Below are 18,841 nucleotides of genomic sequence, written 5' to 3' on the forward strand. Positions count from 1 at the left end.
CCCCGGACTTGGGTCCGGGGCTCTGGTTTCATTGCGATCAGGAGATTTCTTCCATCACGCCCGCTGTGGGAATCTCGGGCGCAGAAGAGTTGTCGACGATCACAAGGTCATAGCTTCCATTGTCGAGCAGCCGCCATTGCCCACCGACCAAAGGCGTTTTTGCCACGTTCTGTGCCGCAAAGGGCGGCAGGCCCGCCCCATCAAAGGCGATCCGGCCGACAATTGAATCCAGTTGAGTGGCCGCAATTGCTTCGGCGACTGCATCCCCGTCACCCGCGTCATCCACACGTCCCATGACGTTGGCAGCCATTTCAAACAGCGCATGCACAAAGCCGATGGGTTGGGTCCACTGGCGACTTGTGGCGGCCATGTACCCTTGCGCCATTTCAGCCGAGCTTGCGCCAGTCAGCGACGATGAGAAGGGATGCGTCGGCGACCACCAAACTTCGGAGCTCAGGTTGTTTCCGGCATTGCCCAAGGCTTCGACTGCTTGCGGGAACAGGATGGCTTTGCCAATACTTGCGGCTTTCGGGGTAAAGCCTTGCTGCTTGGCCTGACTCCAGAACGTCGTGAAATCAGGCGGGATCGGAACGCCGGTGACGATTTCAACATTCGCCTGCCGGAACGCATTGATCTGGGCCGAGAAATCATCGGTCAGGTTCTGGTACCGACCGGGGTCGGTCAGGGAATACCCCAACTCGGACAGAACCGGAGGGAAGCCGACATTGGGATCACCCCAGGCGTTGCCGTCGCCGTCATTCGGGAACAAAGCGCCGACCTGTTTGTTGGTCTCCAGCTGGTTCCACATCGCGGTGAAGACCGAGATCACATCCTCTAGCCCCCAGAAGAAGTGGAAGGCGTAATAGAACGGCTCCCACGATCCGGGATCACCGGGATTGCCCTGCTGGCCGATGAACCACGGCTGCCACGGGGCAACGGTCGAGATGCAGGGCAGTTCTTCGGCCTCGCAGGTGGCCGCAACCGGGTTGGTTGTTTCGGGGGTCGAGGCGACCAGCATCAGGTCGATCTCATCATCCACGATCAACTCGCCCGCGACGTCTGCTGCCCTGTTCGGGTTGGACTGGCTGTCCTTGACGATAACTTCGAAATTCGCACCCGCCTCGGATGCGGCGAAGTTGTCCAGAATATACGTGTCTGCTTCGGAAAACGCGGCCAGCGGACCGGATTGCGGGCTGACATAGCCCAGCTTGATCTTCGCTCCCTGTGCGATAGCGGGTGCGGCGAGCGCGCCGGCGGCCAGCCCGAGGCCGGTTGCGGCGCTGGATTGCAGCAATTTGCGACGTGTGATCATGTGTCCCTCCCTTGACACGGTGAACTCAAACGCTTGGGGCGGTGCCCGCCCAAGCGTTTTGCAGAAGCGCCCGCAGCCCGTCAGCCGTGACGGGACGCGGATTCCAATACGGGTTCTTGAGTGCGATTTTGGTGGCGCGATCCAGATCGGCCTCGGCAAGCCCAAGGTCTTTCAAAGCCATCGGTGCGCCCATTTTCTTAGCAAAATCCCAAAGCGCCTGCCCCGGTTCGGTGCCTCCCAGAGCCTCCGAGACAGGGGTTAGAAGGTCTGGCTCACCCTCTGCGTTATAGGCGATTGCGTGAGGCAGAACGATCGCATGGGTTTCCGCGTGCGGCAGGTTGAAGGACCCACCCAGCGTGTGGCACAGCTTGTGATGCAGCGCCATTCCAACCAGGCCAAGCACTGTGCCACAGGCCCATGCGCCACGCTGCGTTTCTTCTCGGGCCTTCAGGTCGTTGAGGTTTTCGACAACGGTTGGAAGACCCTCTGCAAACGCCCTCAGGCCGTCGACCGCCAATTCTGTGGTCTGCGCTGTTCGGTCTTTGGCATACAAGGCCTCGGCGGCATGAGCCATTGCGTTCAAAGCGCTGGTCACAGTCATCGCGGGCGGTAATGAGGCGACAAGTTCGGGATCGTACAGAACGACCCGCGGCAGAACCTTCGGGTCCACAAGTGTGGTCTTGATACCACCTTCGGTCTGACCCAGGATCGGAGTAGCCTCACTGCCTGCATAAGTGGTCGGAATGGCGATCTGTGGTAGCCCCGTGCGCAGTGCTATCGCTTTTCCCAACCCAATGGTCGAGCCACCTCCGATGGAAACGATGCTATCGGCTTGAACGGACTGCGCATGTTCGACAGCTTCGTCGGTCACGTCGACCGGGGTGTGCATTGTTGCGCGGGTAAAGACACCCGCCGCCCGATCACCGATCGTGGTTGCCAGTTCCATCGCCATGTCCGCTTGTTGCGGCGTCGAAAGTACCAGCGTCTTGTCAGACCCAAGCTCGGCCAGCTCAGTGCAAATTGCATTGCGTACCCCCTGCCCAAACTGGACTTTCTGTCCGTTGATGCTGGTTATGTTGGGGGCCATGGGACGGGTTCCTGTCCTGCGTGAAATTGCGGGTTGTTGCAACGCTAGCAGGCCAAGAATGCACGCTTGATCGAATTCTCTACGCTCAATATAACTTCGGGTTATGAAGCTGGATCCAAGACACCTGGAAATTCTCGCCGCTATTGTCGAAGCGGGCGGTTTGACAGAGGGCGCTGTTTTACTTGGAAAATCCCAACCGAGCGTGTCCAGAAGCGTGTCTTTACTGGAGGAACGGGTGGGAGAACCGCTCTTCCTGCCGACGCGCAGACCGCTGCAACCAACCGAGTTAGGGCTTGCACTGGCGCAGGAAGGTCGTCGCATTTTGGATGCAGGTCGTCTTGCCAGCCGTCTGGTAGAAGAACACCGTCAGGGTTTGGCGGGCGCGGTCCGTGTCGCCGGAACTCCGATCTTTATGGACGGTGTGATCTCAAGTGTGATTGCAGAGTTTCAGGCCGATCATCCCAATATCAGGATTGATCAGTCTTACGGATATCCAGCCGAACTTTTGTCCCAGCTTTCTGGTGAAACTCTGGATGTGGCAATCCTGCCAATTCGTCCGGCAGACGTGGCTGACGAATTCGAGTTTCGTCAGATTCTACCGGGCCGCAATGTCATCGCCTGCCGTGCTGGCCACCCCTTGGCGCGCAAAAAAGAAGTCAAGCTGGACGACATCACCGAATATTCCTGGATAGCACCACCAGCGAACAGCCCGCTGTTTCGGGACTTGAGGAACACATTGGACGGCATTGGAGTTCGCGATCTCAAAATCAGCTTCACCGGGGGATCACTGAGCGCGGTCGCCAATGTTCTGACAGGCTCGGACTCGCTTACTGTGCTGCCGTTTTCTGTCGTGTTCATGATGCAGCGCCAGAATACCCTGACCTCACTTCCAATTAAGATCGGTGACCCTGATAGACACTTGGGTTGCCTTACACTTCGCGATCGCGTCATGTCGGCTTCTTCGAACCGGTTTCTCAGGTTTGTCGAACGTAAATTCCAGATGCTGGATCGATTAATTTGTAAGGCCTGAGTGTTTTCAGAACGTTGGTATTTTCGGACGAGGCGAAGCCGGCCGTTTAATACCAGACACATTCGAACCAGTCTTGGTCACACTCCTACCATCACACATTCTGTCGGTCATCACCGACCTTAACAGCACCATTTTACGAAAGCTCCGAGAGCATGGCGTTGCGGGGGATAAATGCGCCAACGAACGACAAGACGCGAGGTTTCTACAGTCAGTGACAAATTTCGCAACGCACTCTTTTTTGGCCTCAATTCTGCCGAATGGCCGGTAGACGCAACGATCCCTCGTTGTTTGATAGCTCCGGCAGATGAACATGCGGATCACTCCACACTGCATAATCTCCGGCAGTTCGGGTATGGGTCCAAAACTGCTTAACTATCCTCAGAACGAATGATCTTCGCGGATCATGTCGCTGGCCTTTTCGCCGATCATGATCGCCGCAGCATTGGTGTTGGATGATACAACCGTCGGCATGATCGAGTTGTCGACCACGCGCAGACGTTCGATCCCATTGAACCGCAAGCGAGGGTCGACAACGGCACCCTCATCCGCACCCATTCGGCAGGTTCCCGCGCAATGGTGCGAGGTTTTGGAATGTTCGCAGATGTGGTTGAAGTATTCCTCATCCGTCTTGACGTCTGGCCCCGGCAAACGGATGGCTTTGACGTACGAGGCCAACGCGCTTTGCGAGAGGATCTCTTGTGTCAGTTTCAACCCCCGGATCGACATCTCTCGGTCTTGTGGATCTTGCAGATAATTGGGATCCAGGAGCGGCGCTTTGCCCGGGTCAGCGCTTTTTAGACGTACGGTGCCGCGGGACCGTGGCCGCAAGTAGCAAGAGTTAAGAGTGACGCCGCCGTTGGGCATTGCCTCAACCCCTTTCTCGATGCCTGTGCCCAGCCCCAGATGAAACTGGATATCTGGCGAGCGCGCGTCGGGGTCTGCGTACCAGAAGCCACCGGTTTCAAACAGGCTGGATGCCACCGGGCCTGTGCGTGTCAGCAGGTATTGAAGACCTGCAATCAAGCTCAAATGTGGCTTGGTGTACCGGTCATAGGTATGTGGGCCAGTCACTTCGGCGATACAATAGAGGTCCAGATGATCCTGAAGGTTCTCCCCCACGTTGGGCTGATCGCAAACCACGTCGATCCCCAACCCGCGCAGATGATCCGCCGGACCGATCCCTGACAGTTGCAGCAGACGCGGTGTACCAATGGCACCGCTGGAAAGGATCACCTCTTTGTCCGCGTGCAGGGTTGTTCCGTCCATCAACAGCACGCCTCTGGCAACCCCATTTTCCACCACAATCCGGGCGACCTGCGTCCCCAACCTGCGGGTCAGGTTTCCGCGCCCCCGGATCGGCGCAAGATAGGCCATCGCCGCCGAGGACCGGCGCGCATGTTTCTGATTCAGTTGATAGAAGCAGACGCCATCTTGCTTTTCGCCGTTGATATCCTCATTCCTGGGAATACCCAGCTGCCCGGCGGCCTCGAAATACGCCTCGCAAATCGGCAGTGGAGCCGAGGGCTGCGAGACGCCAAGTGGCCCGTCTTGCCCGTGGTATTTGTTGTTGTAGGTGTCGTTGTCCTCGGCCCTGCGGAAAAAAGGCAGGACATCGTCATAAGACCAACCCTCGCACCCCATCTGACGCCATTCGTCATAGTCCTGTGCGTTGCCGCGTGTGTAGATCTGTGCGTTGATGGCCGATCCGCCGCCAATGACCTTAGCCTGCGTATAGTTGAACACCCGGTTCTGCATATGTCTTTGCGGGACCGTTTCCCAACCCCAGGACCCGATCCCCTTGGTCATCTTCGCAAAACCTGCGGGCAAATGATAAAACGGATGCTGGTCGCTGCCGCCCGCCTCCAGCAACAGAACGCGCACATCCGGGTTTTCTGACAACCGCGCGGCCAGCGCACAGCCGGCCGATCCACCGCCAACGATGATAAAGTCATATGCAGCTGTCATCGCAATTCACCCCTTCAATCGGTGGATGGACAGGCCTCCAATCGGTATGACGGTCCCATTGGTAAACATCTTCAGATCCTAGACAAGAGGGACCAAAGCCGCGGCAATACCGTCCGACATATGATCGCCGGGCGGGACTTGCCCTCCTTCGCGGTGCACGTGATTTTGATGCCTGCAGCCATGTCAACAGAGGTGATCCGGGGCCGCAGGTTCAACACCCCTACTCCTTCCTCCCCCAGATGGTGGCCACGACACAACTTTGTCCAAGTTCAATTAGCTGTATGTTTTGTTGTGAGCCAGAAGCCGTTTCCACGTTGCGACGAACTGGTCTTCTCTCAAGAAGCGAGACTCCGTGCAGCTATCCGCGTGGACGATTGCGCTCAGTATCAAATCCAAAGTCTTGATACGCACAGCAGAAACTAAAAAACCGCAGCACTCAGAGCAAAACATCCAAATTGCCACACTTTCTGCACATAGCTGTGACATCTCATTGAACCCAACACAAACGCTCAGATACGAAGTTGTAGCATAGCAAAGCACAAACCGCTTGTATGTGATGTGGTTCAAATTTCTTACGTGATTACAAGGCTCTAATTTAATGAACGAAGATTGGCACGAGCTGTTCTTTTGGGAAACCCTTGAGACGTTCGGAGACAAAATCGCCCTGATTCACTGTTCCGGTTCGATGACCTATCTCGATTTGGCAGAACAGGCCGACAAATGGGCGGTCGATGCGAAAAAAGTTTGTGGAACAGAACACCCGATCGTTTCGCTGGAAGCATCAAACCACCCTATGGCCGTCGTCGCCTATCTTGGCGCTTTGCGGCAAAACTGGCCAATCATACTGACAGAGCCCAATCGCCCATCGGCGCGGGACAGCATACAGCGCGCATTCGAGCCAAACCTGACGGTTTCTCACCGCGACGGCAAACTCAATACGCAAGTTGGTTCGAGCCTGCAGGCCGAGATGTCGCCCGAGCTTCGGATTCTGTTGTCGACATCGGGAACAACCGGCTCGGCCAAACTGGTTCGCCTTTCAGACCGGAATATCGCTTCGAATACCTGGTCCATTGTCACGTATTTGTCGCTGACCGATGAGGATGTTGCGATAACCTCTTTGCCCTGGTTTTACTCATACGGCATGTCGGTGCTGAACACACAACTGGCTGCGGGCGGGACGTGCATACTGACCGACCATCCAACGACAGCGGATGAGTTCTGGAATTTGGCACGGCGCTTTGACGTCTCTGTTCTGCCTCTGGTGCCGCTGCAGATTGAACTGTTGGAAAAGTCAGGTTTCAGCAACACAAAACTGCCCAGCTTGCGCCTGATCTTACAAGCCGGGGGTAAGCTGCCGCAGGACCTCGCGCGTTCCTTCAGATCGTTATCGGTTCGTGAGGGCTGGGGCTTTATCCCGATGTACGGGCAGACCGAGGCATCGCCTCGAATATCGTATGTCCCACTCGGAGCGGCCCCAGATGAAATCGACACGATCGGTCAGGCCATCCCCGGCGGTGAGCTTACGATCGTAGCCGAAGACCAAAGCGTGATTTCCGCGACCAATACAGCCGGCGAACTGGTTTATCGGGGCCCGAACGTCATGATGGGCTATGCGACCAGTCGAAGAGACCTTGGACACGGGCATGAATTGTCCGAACTGAGAACCGGCGATATCGCCGAAAGGACCAAGGACGGCTTTTTCAGAATCGTTGGCCGCAAGTCCAGATTCATCAAGCCCAACGGGCTGCGCATCAACCTTGATGATGTCGAGGCGTATCTCAGATCGGATCAGATTGCTGCGTATTGCAGTGGAACAGACGATTTGCTGGCGGTCTTTGTGATTGGATCCCAATCGGAGCCCTCGCTTGAGGTTCGCCTGAGGGACAGGTTCAAGCTTGGAACCAATCAGGTCAAGATTGAGTATCTGGACCAGGCGCCGACATTGCCATCCGGCAAGATCGATTACCGTGCACTTCGGACACAGGCCGAAAAAATTGAGGCTTCTTCCGATACGAGCACTGACGATTTCCTGTCGGTCTTGAAACATGCCTTGCGGGTCGAATACATCGACCTGTCGAAATCCTTCAGCGATTACGGCGGTGACAGCCTTTCCTATCTCGAGGTTGAGCTGTTTCTGAGCAGTAAGGGACACGATGTTCCGGAAGGGTGGGAAAGAAGACCGCTTGCAGACCTGGTTGCACTCGAAAGCAATGAGACCCCCAAGGACATTCAGCCCTCGCGCGCGGTGCCGATGGAAATGGTGTTCAGGGTCGCAGCCATTTGTGTGATATTGGCCAATCATTCGACCCAGTTTTATCTGGGCGGTGGCGCCTATTTTCTGCTTGTCCTCAGCGGCTATTCCATCGCCAGATTCCAGAGCGAGTCTTTGTTCAAGGGCGACGTTTTGCGCGTCGCCTTGCGATCCATGGGTAAGGTGCTTCTTTGGTATTACCTGATCCTGATACTTGTGCACTTCGCCTTGACACCAGTAAAGGCTGACTGGTGGTTGTTGTTCGGGAATTACGATGAAACCAGAAACAACGGCACAAAAATTCATTTCTACTGGTACATTTCCGCTTTGGTGCAAGTTGTGGCCCTTGCCTGCCTGCCCTTCCTGATCCCAAAGGTGCGCAGGTGGGTTGCGGGCTCTCCACTTGCAGCCGGGGCGGTTATTCTGATTTGCGCCTCTCTTGCGTTTGAATATGCAGGGGTAATGGAAATTGAAGCAGCGCACAGGTTGCGGCACACGGTCGGAGCCTTCCAACTTGCTGCACTGGGGTGGTGTTTGTTCTACGCCCAGACAAAAGACAGCAAAATTGTCTTGTCCTTTGTTGTCGTGGCTCTTTTGGCCACACATTGGCGCGATGCCGCGCCACTGGCTCTTATGTTCATTTCGATTGGGTCGATCGGAATTCTCTTTGGGTTCAAAGTTTATCTGAAACCGGCCCTGGCGACCGGAGTGGCCTACTTGGCCAGCTTGACGCTGTTTATTTACCTGTTTCATCCGTTTGTTCTGGCCGTTGTCCAACGTTTCGGCCAAGGGGCATCGGATGAACGCTGGTCAAACATGTCAATGTTCGCAGCGACTTTGATCGGATCAGTTTGCATTGCAGCTTTGGCGCAATTGGTTACCCGAAAGCTGGAGCCGATCTTCTCTCCTGTGTGGACAGCCATTTTGGCAAGAAGTTTTTCCTCAGGAAAATGGGCAGGCAAAGATGTGCGAGCCAACAGGTTTGGCACATCTTCTCGCTAGACCCAGCGTGAGTTGAATTGGTGCTATTTGAAAGATGCGTCGCATACATTGGATTTGGATCTACACGCACGTCGTATGATGCTTGTAGCGTTCAAACATGTTCCAGTTTGGTCTTTCAAAAAGGGCGTATCTTCCCCAAGAACGTGAGTTTTGACGAAGAGTTCCTTTATCAAGACTACACTGTGTCCGTTACGGTCGACTACGCCACAATGTATAGGTTAAGTGCAAAATATTTGTCCGTGGCCGCAGTACGGGCACACGCCCAAAAGCGTTTTACCCAATTGGACATACGCTGACCTCACCAACACAATTGGCGAACAATTTTCTGCCATAGCGTTGGGCCTTGCTTGGCATAGCCGAAGATTGTTCTTTTGGCATTTTGCACAAATTTTTGACTTTTGTGTTGCCGAAACCGGTTTCGGAACAAAAAATGCAAAGGGTGACTACGAATCTTTCATATCACTCGCGTAAAGTTGCAGATCGCGCTTCGGGTCCGGGCCGGGTCAAAATTGACGAACTTGCTGCACATCTGGGTTTATCGAAAAGCACGGTGTCGCGCGCCCTAAACGGCTATCCAGACATTTCGGAGATCACGCGAAAAAAGGTCGAAAAGGCTGCCCGCACGATGGGATACCGCCCGCTAAGTCACGCGCAGGCTATCCGCACCGGTCAGGTGCGCGCGATTGCCATGGTGCTGAATGCTGACGAACCGGACCAACACAACCCTTTCTTGCAGGATTTCCTGGCTGGTGCTTGTGACGCCGCAAGTAAACTTGACTGGACAATGACGATTTCAACCGCCGCATCCGAGCGGGACACTCTGAAGGTGCTCAACCGCCTGTTTGAAGAGCGCAAGGCCGACGGTTTCATTTTGCCACGCACTGCTGTGAAGGACGCCCGTGTCGGACTGCTGCGCAGGCTTGAGGTGCCCCATATCTTGTATGGGCGCACAGGCTACGGCCAACCGAACAGGTGGGATGACACCTCGTGGTTCGACATTGCGGGGGAAAGCGCGATGCGCAACGCCGTTTTGCGGCTGAGCGATTTCGGACATACTCGTATCGGTTTTGTCGGCAGCGACCCCAAGTTTAACTACGCCCATCTGCGCCGTGAGGGCTATGTCGAAGGCCTGCAAGCCGCCGGTCTGCCGCTGATCCCGGAACTGATCCGCGAGGGTGCGCGTACGCGTAAAGATGGCGCAGCGCAGGGAAGGGCTTTGGTGGCGCTGGATCAGCCTCCGACCGCTATTGTCTTTGCAACCGATCTGGCCGCGCTGGGTTTCTGCGCGGATGCGCAGGATCAGGGGTTCGAGATCGGGCGCGACATCTCGGTGATTGGCTATGATGGCGTGCCGGAATGCCAATATGCTCGTCCGGCGCTCACCACCTTTTCGGTGGACTCCCACAACGCTGGACAACGGTTGGCAACATTGCTGATCCAGCAAATCCGGGGCGCCGACCCTTCGACATTACACGAACTGACCGACGCCACCCTTGTCGAGGGGGGGTCGGACGGTCCGCCAAGACTGACACCGGAAGAACTGGCGCAGAAACGACAATATCTGACAAACCAAAAACGGGGAGACCAACAATGAAATTGACATCCACAGCGTCCAGACTGCTGCTGGGAACATCGCTTGCTCTTGTACTGACCACCGTGTCAGCGCAGGCGGACACGATACGGTTCTGGACAACCGAAGAACAGCCCGAGCGACTGGCCAAGCAGCAGGAAATGGCGGATCAGTTTAAAGCTGAAACCGGCACCACGGTTGAGGTGATCCCTGTTACCGAAACCGATTTGGGCACCCGCGCCACCGCAGCCTTTGCCGCCGGCGACCTGCCAGATGTGGTCTATCACCCGCTGCAATATGCCCTGCCCTGGGCCGAGGCCGGTATTTTGGACACTGAAGCCGCCACCGAGGTGATCGAAGAGCTGGGCGCCGACACGTTCGCGCCCGGAGCGTTGGACATGGCGGCCTTTAATGGCGAAACCGCATCTGTCCCGGTTGATGGCTGGACGCAGATGGTTGTCTACCGCAAAGACCTGTTCGACGACGCAGGGCTGGACGCGCCCAGTTCCTTTGCGGCGGTCGAGGCTGCGCTTGAAAAACTGCACAACCCGCCTGAGATGTACGGCTTTGTCGCAGCCACTAAGGTGGACGAGAACTTCATGAGCCAGGTGCTGGAGCATGTCTTTCTTGCCAATGGCGTCTCGCCGGTTGGCGCGGACGGCTTCCAGCCGCTGGATGAGGCCAAAACCACCGAGGTTCTGGATTTCTACAAGGCGATCTCAAAAGCCTCTCCTCCGGGCGAGCTGTTCTGGAAGCAATCGCGCGAGCTGTATTTCGACGGCAAAGCGGCGATGATCATCTGGTCGCCCTTCATTCTGGACGAACTAGCCGGCCTGCGCGACAGCGCCCCGCCGACAATCAACGATGATCCGACCTCGCGCGATCTGGCCTCCAAGACCGGCATCGTCACCAACTTCTCGGGACCGTCGAACCCGGACGGCGCGGCCTGGGGTGATGTTCGGTATTTCGGAATCACTAATGACGCCGATACCGACGCCGCGATGGAGTTCGTCAAATTCGCCATGGATGACGGCTATACTCAGACATTGGCCATCGCGCCCGAGGGCAAGTTCCCGGTGCGTCGCGGCAATGCCGATAACCCAACCGCTTTCTCGGAAGCATGGGCAGAACTGCCCGTTGGTGTGGACCGCAAGGCCCCTCTGGGTGAGCTGTATGATCAGGCGATGATCGACGAAATTGTCGGTGGTCTGGATGTGGCGCAGCGCTGGGGCGTTGCCGAGGGTCAACTGGCTCTGGCATCCAAGATGATCAACAGTCAGGCCATCAACCGCGTCGTGCGTCAGTATATCGACGATGAGATCGACGCCGCTGCCGCCGTTGCGGCCATGAACGAAGAACTCGCCAAGGTGCAATAACCTTGTGACTTTTGCAGCGGCGGTTGCGCCGCTGCACTCAACCCTTCGAGGTATCCCATGACTTCGGCCACCCCACCGACCGGAACCGGGGCTCTTGCCAAACGCGAGGCGCGTCTGGCCTGGGCACTGCTGTCTCCGACCGTGATCAGCGTTTCGCTTGTGGTGATCCTGCCTTTGCTGGCGATCTTCTGGATCAGTTTCAAGCCGTTCACCCTGTCTGACCTGCGCCCGCCCGCGCCTGTGGTGCGCGAAAGCCTGCGGGGCTCGGGCGATGACCTGCGCATCGAATACCGCCTGCGCAATTCCAGTCAGGAGATCGCCGTTGAAGGCGTTACCCTGACCGACGCGCTGCCCGATGGCGTCACCCCCGGAGAGGTCGCCGCGCCCTGCGTTCTGGACGGGCCAAACCTGTTTTGCGACTTCGGCATACTGGAAGGCGGCCAGCGCGAGCGCATCCGCATCCCGGTCACCGTGGACGGGGACCCTGACGCATTCGAGGATCTGATCGAAGGGTCTGAACCCGGTGTCACCGGAAGCGGGCCGAACATTCTGACGAATTTCGAGTTCAGCCTTGAAAACTATGCCCGCGTTTTTGACGGGGATGAGTTCTGGGGCGTGCTTTGGGTGACGCTGTTCTACACCGTCTTTGGCACCATCGGGGCATTGGTGATGGGGCTTTTTGCGGCTTTGTTGCTGAACAAAAGCTTCAAGGGGCAAGGGATCATACGAGGCCTTTATCTATTCCCATACGTGGCCCCGGTCATTGCTGTGGCCTTCACTTGGGTCACGCTGTTCGATCCGTTCTCGGGCTCGGCCAATGCCTTGTTGGTGCAGATGGGCCTGAGCAGCGAACCGATCAATTTCTTCGGCGAACGCCCGCTGGCACTGATCATGGTGACGGTGTTCGAGATCTGGCGCTATTTCCCGCTGTCCTTCCTGTTCATTCTGGCGCGGATGCAATCCATCGATAGCAGCATGTATGAGGCAGCGGATATGGATGGGGCCTCGCCGTTCCAGAAATTCTGGCTGCTGAGCATCCCGCAGCTTCTGGGCATCCTGTCGGTGCTGTTCCTGCTGCGCTTCATCTGGACGTTCAACAAGTTCGACGACATCTTCCTGCTGACAGGCGGCAATGCGGGCACTCGCACGCTGACCGTGAATGTCTATGAACAGGCCTTCGCGATCTCGAACATTGGCGCGGGCGCGGCTGTGGCCGTGGTCATCCTGATGTGCCTGATTGCTTTCAGCTTTGTCTTCTTCCGCTTCATCAGCCGAGAGGAGGGTTTGTGATGCGCAAAGGGTATATCACTGCCCCGGTTCTAGGTGCGCTCTGGCTTGTGGTGATCGCCACATCGGTCGCCATCACCATGTCATTCTCGACCGGGGCGGCGTTCCGGCCGCAGGTCCTGCCCTGCCTGATCTGGGGGGCTGTGGCCGGTCTGGTCTATGTCCGCTTCCCGGCGCAGCGCGCACCGGCACGTCTGGGGATTTCCGCGCTGTTGGGCCTATCCTGCCCGACCGGGTTCGGGCCGGTTTTGATCGGTTCGGACACGTCGCTGCAGGCTGTATTGGTCACCGTGGTTGCGATGGCGGTTGTCATGCACCTGTCCATGGCAGCAATCCTGAAGGAAACACCGTTCGCAGAGCTGACCCGCCACGAATACGAAGAGGCCGTGATCCGGTTCTGCACCGGCTTCGGCTATATCTTCTTCACCGCGATTGTGGTCATCCCCTTCTATGTTATGGTGATGACCAGCCTGAAATCGCAGCAGGCCTTGTTGCAGAACCCCCTGGATTTCTCGGTCGATCTGTCCCAGGGCACGGCCCTGTTTCGCAGCTACACGGAACTTTTCCGCGACTTCAATTTCGGCACCTACCTCTGGACCTCGCTGTTTGTGTCGGTCCTGACGGTGTTCATCACGCTGCTGTTCAGCGTCCCCGGAGCCTATGCCGTCGCACGGTTCCGGTTCAAAGGGCAAAAGGCGTTCTCACGCTCGATACTGTTGATTTACATGGTGCCGATGATCGTTCTGGCGCTGCCAATCTACATTGCCTTCTCGCTGACCGGGTTGCGCAACTCGATCCTTGGCATCGTTATGATCTATCCGGTCACAACGATCCCGGTCGCGCTGTATATGCTTCAAGGCTATTTCCGAGGTCTGCCGACCGAAGTGGAAGAGGCCGGTCTGATGGATGGCCTGTCGCGGCTGGCGGTGATCTGGAAGATCACCCTGCCGCTCAGCCTGCCTGCGCTGGCGTCGGTGTCGCTCTATGTCTTCATGATCGCCTGGAACGAGTTCCTGCTGGCCTTCATGCTGCTGGACGATCCGTCGAAATTCACCCTGACCCGAGGCGTCACGATGCTGAACTCCTCGGAAATTCCCCGACAGCACCTGATGGCCGGTGCGGTGATCGCCACCGTTCCCATCATGGCGCTGTTTCTGGGGCTTGAACGTTTCATGACCAAGGGCCTGACTGCGGGGTCCGTCAAAGGATGACTGAGATGAACTACTATACGAGCCCGACTGAATCGGCCCGCAACATTCTGATTGCCAATGATCGCGGTGGTTATACCATCCCCACCAGTGGCCTTTACCCATATCAGTGGAACTGGGACAGCGCCGTCGCTGCACTGGGATTTGCCGAGTTCGACATCAATCGCGCATGGGTCGAGCTTGAGACGCTGTTCTCGGGCCAGTGGGCAGATGGTATGGTCCCGCATATCCTGTTTCACAAACCCGATCCCGGGTATTTTCCCGGCCCAGATGTGTGGGGGGGCACTGGGCCTATTCCTTCTTCGGGGATCATCCAGCCTCCGCTGGCGGCAAGCATGGCGCGGCGCGTGCTAGAGATGGACCGCACCGCAGGGGCCGAACGGATGCGCGCCCTGTTCCCCAAAATGCTGGCCTGGCACCGCTGGGTCATGACCTGGCGGCTGGACGATCATGGCGCCGTGTGCACTACGCACCCATGGGAGGCTGGACGCGACAATGCCCCCGATTGGGACAACACCATGGCCGCAATTGATGCATCGGACGTAGGCGAATATCAGCGTCGCGATACAAGTCACGTGAACAGTGCCGATCGGCCGACGAAATACGACTATGACCGCTACATCAAGCTGGTTCAAATCGGCCGCGAAGCCGGTTGGGACCAAGCCAAGCTGCTGGAGCTGAACCCGTTCCGTGTCGCCGACCCCACCATGAGCTTCACCACGTTACGCGCAGCCCGGGATCTGCTGCTCGTCAGTACAGAGCTGGGGATGGAGGCCGAAGGTCTCGACGCGGATATAGCCAGATTGGAGGCAGGAGCGTGGTCTCTTTGGAACGACACGCTTGGTGCGTTTGATGCACGCGATGCGCATACCGGAAAATGGGCACAGAGTGTCTCGAACGCCAGCTATCTGTGCTGGTACGCCGGGATCGACTCGGCCCCTATGCTGGAGCGGGTCAAAACGGTTCTGACCACGGTTCCGCACCCGATCCCGAGCTATGATCTGGACTTGCCCGAATTTGACGCGCGTCGATATTGGCGTGGCCCGACATGGGCGTTCATGAACATGCTGACGGGTTTTGGATTGGCCGAGATGGGTCATGGAGTCGAGGCCGAGACCCTGCGTCTGAAAACCGCCCGCCTGATCGCGGAGCATGGTTTTGCCGAGTATTTCGATCCTTTGACAGGAGGTCCAGCGGGCGGCGACTCGTTCACATGGACCGCCGCCGTCTGGTTGCATTGGGCAGGGAGGAACTAATGGGCAGTATCGAACTCAGCGCTGTCGAGAAGTGGTTCGGCGAGGTGCAGGTCATCAAGGGCATCGACCTGCTGATCGAAGAAGGTGAGTTTGTGGTTTTCGTCGGCCCCTCGGGCTGCGGCAAATCCACCTTGTTGCGGATGATTGGCGGGCTTGAGGATATCTCGCGCGGGTCGTTGCTAATCAATGGAGATGACGTCACGGATCATCCTCCGTCAAAAAGGGGGCTGACCATGGTGTTCCAGTCCTATGCGCTTTATCCCCATCTGACGGTGGCCGAGAATATGGGTTTCTCGTTAAAGGTCGCGGGCGAGTCCAAAGCGGATATTGCCGAGCGCGTGGGCAAAGCGGCCGAAGTCCTCAAGCTCGAGCCCTACCTGGAGCGACGCCCCAAGGATTTGTCAGGAGGTCAGCGCCAGCGCGTTGCCATCGGACGCTCGATTGTGCGGGACCCCACTGCATTTCTGTTCGACGAGCCATTGTCTAATCTCGATGCCGCTTTACGAGTCGAAATGCGTTATGAGATCGCCAAACTGCATCAAAGCTTGAACCGTACCATGATCTACGTAACCCATGATCAGGTCGAGGCGATGACTTTGGCCGATCGGATCGTGGTGCTGGAATTCGGCAAGATCGCTCAGGTCGGGACCCCACGCGAACTGTATGAACGCCCAGCAAACCTGTTCGTTGCGCAGTTCATCGGCAGCCCAAAAATGAACGTCATTCCGTGCACAGTGTCTGAATCCGAGTTCCAACTGGAAAATGGAGGTCGTGGTCCGTTCGACCGGGGCGGTGCGGCCACGAAGCTGGGCATCCGTCCCGAGCACATCACCGCGGTGGAACCCGGTACCGGTCACAGCGACGGGATGGTCGAGGTGGTCGAATACCTCGGGGCTGACATGTTCGTCATTGTCGATTGTGGGACCGAGGAAAAGGTCACTATTCGGCTTGGCGGGGACACAGATATCAAAGCAGGGACCAGAATAGGCCTACATTTCGCGCCGGAAAAACTCCAGTTCTTCGACGCAGATGGGCAAGCGCTTTGATTTTTTTCTGATCATGTGAAATCCCCGACTGGCTTCGGCATACCAATTTGGAATGTTCCACTCGGTACAGTCGCAAACTCTTCTCACAGTTGTGTTTCCGAGTGCGGTTTCCATATCGCGCATTCGGATCGTCAGCAACTGTGAAAACTCTGTACTGGAAGGCCAATCCGAACTGGGGTTTTTGCTGGACCCACAACCGCGCAATGTATTGACCGCATTCTCCGATCCGCATTTAGACAAGACGCAGCCTGAATTTGACCTTCAAAACTAGACTTTTCAGATCTTGAGAAACGGACAGTTTCGGCATTGAACTGCTTTCTCTGCAGCTGCATTGCTCCATACGCGTTCAGGTGGCTAAAGAGGGGAATTCACGCAAAATGGTCTATCTGTAACCCCAGATACAATCAGTTGCAGTTCCTAGGCTTATTGCTTCAAACATTGGCTTCCTTCCCTTTGATACGTCTTTGGCCATTCGCCGCAATAGTGGAGCTGAAGGGCTATTCGGGTTCTTGCTGACGTAAATGGGTATCCAACCGAGCGACCAAGTGTGGTTTTTCCTCCGGTAGCCGTCGAAACCGGGTGGTCTGCTTGCGACGACATCAGCCCACCAATTGACCGCGTCATGAACGTTTCGCCCTTTGTAAGAAGTGTTGAAAGCATCAATGCCAAGGTTCTCCAACATCGCAGCACCCTCGATAACGGGCGCCAAGGTCTCATTATACTCGTCTTCCATACTTAGTTCGCTCAGCGGTACATCTTTGTGGTCTTTGTGTCGCGTAAGATTGCCAGTGCTGCCAATCAAATATGGAAGTGCCTGCTGCCAGTTTCTCTGACCGGCTTTTATCAATCGTTTATCGTTCGTGACTGAACCCCAACTGATGAGCGCAACACCGGACGCAGCCCGGCTGTCAGCGGCACTATTTCCCTTAAGCTGTTTTTGATTTTTCACCATTGGAGCGCCCCAAGCGATTAATGTCGCCCGCTCCTCAGCAGTAAGTAGGCCTTTGGAATCCATGAAAGTAATATACAAAGCCGTGAGTTTTAAAATTGTGGATTGAATATAAAAAGGAGAATTCCCTGACTTGTATGTCCCTCTAGTGTACGTCTTTGCCCGAGCGACTTCCAAAATGTAGTTCTTGAAATCTTGGACGTCCTTGCCTGCCATTGTTCGCGACAAGCCTATCCCGTAGTAGTGCGTGAAATTGACTCCGTCGTCATTCGGAAATGGGCGACGCACAATTTGCTGCGACAAGGTAAAAGAATTGACGCCTGAAAAACTGCCGCCGCATCCAGTGAGATTAGTGGGCGGGGTCCAAAAAGAACTGTCCTGGGCACGGGTTGTTGTTGGAAAGAGCAACAAAACAAAAATCAAAAACGCCGGAATATTCATGAAAGACAAGCCTCATTTTTTCGGTTCACCTTTCAAACTGACCAACCCCCTACGGCAATGTCAAATGGCAATCGTTCGCCATCCAAAAGCAACGGTTCGGGCGCCAGGCAGATGAATCTCAATAAGTCGCCATTGCCAGCTCAGCAGCGAATTTGGGGATTGTCCGGATAGTGTTGAAAAAGTCGACGTTGGGGCTGCCGATGGGTTGCGCTCGAAGCAGCTTTGCCGTTCCTTTCAGCCTATTGGTTGTTGTTGCGGAACCATTTTTGCCAGTTTCCTGAGGTTTTGTGCTGTGGCTGCGAGTTGGAACTGTTCGTACGCGCCTTTGGGTCCTCGAAGTCGCATCATCGGCACGCCGATGTATCGCTTCAGATGCGCAAACAGCATCTCGACTTTGCGCCTCTGAATGAATGAGGTCATGTAGGCATCGGTTTTGCGGATATCGCGGGCGACGTCGCGTGCTGCTTCATGAACAGAACGAAGCACGTTTCGGGCTGGCTGTCTCGGACAGCAATTTACTTTCAGTGGGCATGCGTCACAATCATGCTTCGAGGCGCGGTATCGGATGAACCCGTCTTTGCCACCGTTGGGCTTTCGCGGCTTGGAGAAGTTCCGGCGGTATGTTCGCAGTTCCTTGTTGCCGGGGCATGTGTAGCTGTCGGTTGCGGGGTCGTAGATGAAGTCTTCGCGTGAGAATGTGCCGTCCGTCCGTTTGGATTTGTCCCAGACTGGAATGTGTGGCGCGATGCCACGCTCTTCGACCAACCAGCCCAACATCTCTGCTGATCCGTAGCCCGTATCACCAACCAGCTTGTCTGGTGTCATGTCAAAGCGTTCGGTAACCCGGTCGAGCATACGGCGTGCCGCAGAGGCCTCAGCGGTCCGGATCGGAACCGACGGCTCGACGTCAACGATCACCGCATTGTCCAAATCAACCACGTAGTTGGTGGAGTAAGCGAAGAATGCGGCACCTCCATCGGCGCCTGTCCAGCGCGCCGCAGGGTCCACCGGCGAGATGTATTTGGGAACGACTTTGGTGGACGCGCCGAATGCGGCATCAT

Annotated in this window: 13 protein-coding genes; 8 read left to right on the plus strand and 5 right to left on the minus strand. The window is 56.4% G+C overall.

Annotated elements, in window-relative coordinates; translation table 11 throughout:
* Positions 1–37: 37 nt before the first annotated feature.
* Positions 38–1,312 carry an ABC transporter substrate-binding protein gene (locus ACR0K4_RS20695; RefSeq protein ID WP_480855568.1) on the minus strand — a complete coding sequence of 425 codons (1,275 nt, stop codon included), beginning with the start codon at positions 1,310–1,312 and terminating at the stop codon, positions 38–40.
* Between the two features lie 25 nt (positions 1,313–1,337).
* Entirely contained in the window at positions 1,338–2,399 is a 1,062-nt protein-coding gene (locus ACR0K4_RS20700) for a maleylacetate reductase (protein WP_480855569.1), read from the minus strand.
* Between the two features lie 103 nt (positions 2,400–2,502).
* On the opposite strand from ACR0K4_RS20700, the gene ACR0K4_RS20705 reads away from it, so the two are divergent.
* A complete protein-coding gene (locus ACR0K4_RS20705) occupies positions 2,503–3,429 on the plus strand; it encodes a LysR family transcriptional regulator (protein ID WP_480855570.1) in 927 nt (308 codons plus the stop codon).
* A 378-nt stretch (positions 3,430–3,807) separates the two neighbouring features.
* Here ACR0K4_RS20705 and ACR0K4_RS20710 read toward each other — a convergent pair whose 3' ends face one another.
* On the minus strand, positions 3,808–5,394 hold the full coding sequence (locus tag ACR0K4_RS20710; RefSeq protein WP_480855571.1) for a GMC family oxidoreductase: 1,587 nt from the start codon (positions 5,392–5,394) through the stop codon (positions 3,808–3,810).
* A 598-nt stretch (positions 5,395–5,992) separates the two neighbouring features.
* Between ACR0K4_RS20710 and ACR0K4_RS20715 the strand changes: the two genes are divergently transcribed.
* From ACR0K4_RS20715 to ACR0K4_RS20745, 7 genes are all read left to right on the plus strand, one after another.
* Positions 5,993–8,647 (plus strand): AMP-binding protein, encoded by a 2,655-nt coding sequence (locus ACR0K4_RS20715; RefSeq protein WP_480855572.1) that lies wholly within the window; start codon positions 5,993–5,995, stop codon positions 8,645–8,647.
* 439 nt (positions 8,648–9,086) lie between these two features.
* Complete coding sequence (locus tag ACR0K4_RS20720) at positions 9,087–10,241, plus strand: LacI family DNA-binding transcriptional regulator (RefSeq protein WP_480855573.1); 1,155 nt, start codon at positions 9,087–9,089, stop codon at positions 10,239–10,241.
* Positions 10,238–11,593, plus strand: coding sequence for an ABC transporter substrate-binding protein (locus ACR0K4_RS20725; protein WP_480855574.1), 1,356 nt, complete (start codon positions 10,238–10,240; stop codon positions 11,591–11,593). Before ACR0K4_RS20720 ends, ACR0K4_RS20725 begins: the two co-directional genes overlap by 4 nt.
* A gap of 57 nt (positions 11,594–11,650) precedes the next feature.
* Positions 11,651–12,883, plus strand: a complete 1,233-nt coding sequence (locus ACR0K4_RS20730) for a carbohydrate ABC transporter permease (RefSeq protein WP_480855576.1) — start codon at positions 11,651–11,653, stop codon at positions 12,881–12,883.
* Positions 12,883–14,091, plus strand: a complete 1,209-nt coding sequence (locus tag ACR0K4_RS20735; protein ID WP_480855577.1) for a carbohydrate ABC transporter permease — start codon at positions 12,883–12,885, stop codon at positions 14,089–14,091. Before ACR0K4_RS20730 ends, ACR0K4_RS20735 begins: the two co-directional genes overlap by 1 nt.
* Positions 14,092–14,096: 5 nt before the next feature.
* A complete protein-coding gene (locus ACR0K4_RS20740; RefSeq protein ID WP_480855578.1) occupies positions 14,097–15,344 on the plus strand; it encodes an MGH1-like glycoside hydrolase domain-containing protein in 1,248 nt (415 codons plus the stop codon).
* Positions 15,344–16,390, plus strand: a complete 1,047-nt coding sequence (locus ACR0K4_RS20745; RefSeq protein WP_480521953.1) for an ABC transporter ATP-binding protein — start codon at positions 15,344–15,346, stop codon at positions 16,388–16,390. Before ACR0K4_RS20740 ends, ACR0K4_RS20745 begins: the two co-directional genes overlap by 1 nt.
* A 382-nt stretch (positions 16,391–16,772) precedes the next feature.
* Here the strand turns inward: ACR0K4_RS20745 and ACR0K4_RS20750 are convergent, their stop codons facing one another.
* Complete coding sequence (locus tag ACR0K4_RS20750) at positions 16,773–17,780, minus strand: hypothetical protein (protein ID WP_480855579.1); 1,008 nt, start codon at positions 17,778–17,780, stop codon at positions 16,773–16,775.
* 234 nt (positions 17,781–18,014) lie between these two features.
* On the minus strand, positions 18,015–18,841 hold an 827-nt coding region (locus ACR0K4_RS20755; protein ID WP_480855580.1), incomplete at its 5' end, for a transposase.

It is taken from the genome of Ruegeria sp. K11, assembly GCF_056531905.1.